Genomic DNA, 2,670 nt, shown 5'->3' with positions numbered 1-2,670 from the left:
ACAGCACCATTGCTCCAGGCGATCGAGAAATCCGACGGGCCGAGGAAGATGCCGTCGATGCCGGGCGTGTCGAGGATGCCATCGAGCGCATCGAGGGTGGCACGCGTCTCGACCATGGCGAAGGCCATCGTGCGCTGGTTGGTGTCGCGCAGCCAGTCGGCCTGGTCGCCTTGGCCGTGGCGTGGAAAAGCGTAGGTCGGACCCCAGGAGCGCTCGCCGAGCGGCGGGTATTTCATGGCGGCGGCGAACAGTTTTGCATCGGCAACCGAATTCACCATCGGCGCGATGACTGCCTCGGCGCCGAAATCGAGCGCGCGGCTTGCCATGTCGAAACGGCCAACGGGAATGCGCACCAGCGCCGGCTTGCCGGCAGCGAGCACCGGCACCAGGCCACGCAGCACGCTGTCTTCGTGATGGCCGCCATGCTGCATGTCGAGCGTGACGGCATCGAAACCCTGCTTGGCGACGATTTCGACGGTCAAGGCATCCGGCACGCCGGACCATGCGGTGAACAGCGTTTCGTCGGCCGCGAGGCGGGACTTCAGGGACATGGATACTTTCCTTGTTAACTCCGGCAGTTTCAGCCGGAAACCGCGACAAAGGCAAAGAAAAACCGCCCGGATAGGCCGGGCGGTCGATTGGTCCAGCGTATGGCCGGGATCAGCGCATGGCCCGGATCAGGTGTTCTTGATCTGCTCGATCGCCTGCGCCATCAGTTCGTCCATCGTGCGGCGGATCTGGTGATCCGACTGCTCGACGCCGGCCGCGTCGAAATCCCCGCGGATTTTGCGGAACACGTCGTGGTCGCCGGCTTCCTCGATGTCGGAGATAACCACTTCCTTGGCATAGGCGTCGGCATCCGCGCCGGACTTTCCGAGCTTTTCGGCGGCCCACAGGCCGAGCGCCTTGTTGCGGCGCGCCGAGGCCTTGAACCGAAGCTCCTCGTCGAATGCGAATTTACGCTCAAAGCCCTCTTCGCGGTCTTTCATGCTGCTCATGGCGTCCCTCCGGTCAAATTCGATTCGTTGGCGGTGAATATGTGCGTTGCCAAAGCACAAACCAAAAGGTCGCGGGTCGGTCAATACGCTTCATCGAATGCTGCGCTGCGGCATTTCAGTCCCGAAAGCGGTTGATTGGAAGGATTTGCCGATTGAGCAAACGATGTGATTGGGATAGACCCGGCATTGAACCCTACCGTAGCCGCACTATTTCAGGCAGACGGACAGGAAATGGTCTGATACCGCCCTGTCCGGAACCCCAGAGAAAAATCCAGATGAAAAATCGCCGCCGCATTTATGAAGGCAAGGCCAAGATACTCTATGAGGGACCCGAACCGGGCACGCTTATCCAGTTCTTCAAGGATGACGCCACCGCGTTCAACAAGAAGAAGCACGAGGTCATCGACGGCAAGGGCGTCCTCAACAACCGCATTTCCGAGTACATCTTCAACCATTTGAACCGCATGGGCATTCCGACCCATTTCATCCGCCGGCTGAACATGCGCGAGCAGCTGATCAAGGAAGTCGAGATTATTCCGCTCGAAGTGGTGGTGCGCAATGTCGCCGCCGGTTCGCTGTCCAAGCGGCTCGGCATCGAGGAAGGCACCGTTCTGCCGCGCTCGATCATCGAATTCTATTACAAGGCCGACGCGCTCGACGATCCGATGGTGTCGGAAGAGCACATCACCGCGTTCGGCTGGGCGAGCCCGCAGGAGATCGACGACGTCATGGCGCTGGCCATCCGCGTCAACGACTTCCTCTCCGGCCTGTTCATGGGCGTCGGCATCCAGCTCGTCGACTTCAAGATCGAATGCGGCCGGCTGTTCGAAGGCGACATGATGCGCATTGTCGTCGCCGACGAGATCTCGCCGGATTCCTGCCGCCTGTGGGACGTGGCGACGCAGGACAAGCTCGACAAGGACCGTTTCCGCCGCGACATGGGCGGCCTCGTCGAGGCTTACCAGGAAGTTGCCCGCCGCCTCGGCATCATGAACGAGAACGAACCGCCGCGCCCAACCGGCCCGGTGCTTGTCGCCTCGACCGACGGGCTCAAAGGCAAGCCGCACTGATCGCGGCTTGCCTCCCGATACTCAGAACAGGAGCATGTCCAGCGTGATCAAGGCCCGCATTACCGTCACCCTCAAGAACGGCGTGCTCGACCCGCAGGGCAAGGCGATAGAACACGCATTGTCGGGCCTTGGCTTCGGCGGCGTCGGCGCGGTGCGGCAGGGCAAGGTTTTCGACGTCGAGCTGGCGGAAAGCGACAAGGCCAAGGCCGAAGCCGACCTCAAGGCCATGTGCGACAAGCTGCTGGCGAATACGGTGATTGAGAACTACGCGGTGGAGATCGCCTAAATTGAAAGCAGCCGTCGTCCTTCTGCCCGGCCTCAACCGCGACCGCGACATGATCGCGGCGTTGACCAAGATTTCGGGAACGCCGCCGGTCACCGTGTGGCAGACCGACACCGAAATCCCCGATGTGGACCTGATCGCCATTCCGGGCGGCTTTTCCTTCGGCGACTATCTGCGCTGCGGCGCGATCGCCGCGCGCATGCCGGTCATGCGGGCGGTGGCCGAAAAAGCGGCCGCGGGCGTTACGGTCATCGGCGTCTGCAATGGTTTCCAGATCCTGGTCGTGGCCGGCCTGTTGCCGGGCGCCTTGATGCGCAAC

5 protein-coding genes are annotated in these 2,670 nt (G+C 61.9%); 3 read left to right on the top strand and 2 right to left on the bottom strand.

Annotated features, from left to right (window positions below):
- Together EN984_RS30220 and EN984_RS30215 are read right to left on the bottom strand one after the other, a co-directional pair.
- Positions 1-551, bottom strand: a 551-nt coding sequence (locus tag EN984_RS30220) for an aldolase/citrate lyase family protein (protein ID WP_127384179.1), incomplete at its 3' end; no start/stop codon positions are given.
- A gap of 126 nt (positions 552-677) precedes the next feature.
- Positions 678-998 carry a DUF1476 domain-containing protein gene (locus tag EN984_RS30215; RefSeq protein ID WP_013532126.1) on the bottom strand — a complete coding sequence of 107 codons (321 nt, stop codon included), beginning with the start codon at positions 996-998 and terminating at the stop codon, positions 678-680.
- Positions 999-1,273: 275 nt separating this feature from the next.
- Here EN984_RS30215 and purC point away from each other — a divergent pair, with 275 nt between their 5' ends.
- The 3 genes from purC to EN984_RS30200 form a co-directional block, all read left to right on the top strand.
- Complete coding sequence (purC, locus tag EN984_RS30210) at positions 1,274-2,068, top strand: phosphoribosylaminoimidazolesuccinocarboxamide synthase (protein WP_013532127.1); 795 nt, start codon at positions 1,274-1,276, stop codon at positions 2,066-2,068.
- A gap of 43 nt (positions 2,069-2,111) precedes the next feature.
- Entirely contained in the window at positions 2,112-2,354 is a 243-nt protein-coding gene (purS, locus tag EN984_RS30205) for a phosphoribosylformylglycinamidine synthase subunit PurS (protein ID WP_023810342.1), read from the top strand.
- A gap of 1 nt (position 2,355) precedes the next feature.
- A partial coding sequence (locus EN984_RS30200) for a phosphoribosylformylglycinamidine synthase subunit PurQ (protein WP_206517518.1) occupies positions 2,356-2,670 on the top strand: 315 nt, incomplete at its 3' end.

The sequence above is a fragment of the Mesorhizobium sp. M7A.F.Ca.CA.004.12.1.1 genome (genome assembly GCF_003997835.1).
Taxonomy (GTDB): Bacteria; Pseudomonadota; Alphaproteobacteria; order Rhizobiales; family Rhizobiaceae; genus Mesorhizobium.
The sequence above is the reverse complement of the archived record's forward strand: the minus strand, read 5'-3'. Positions and strand labels throughout refer to the sequence as shown.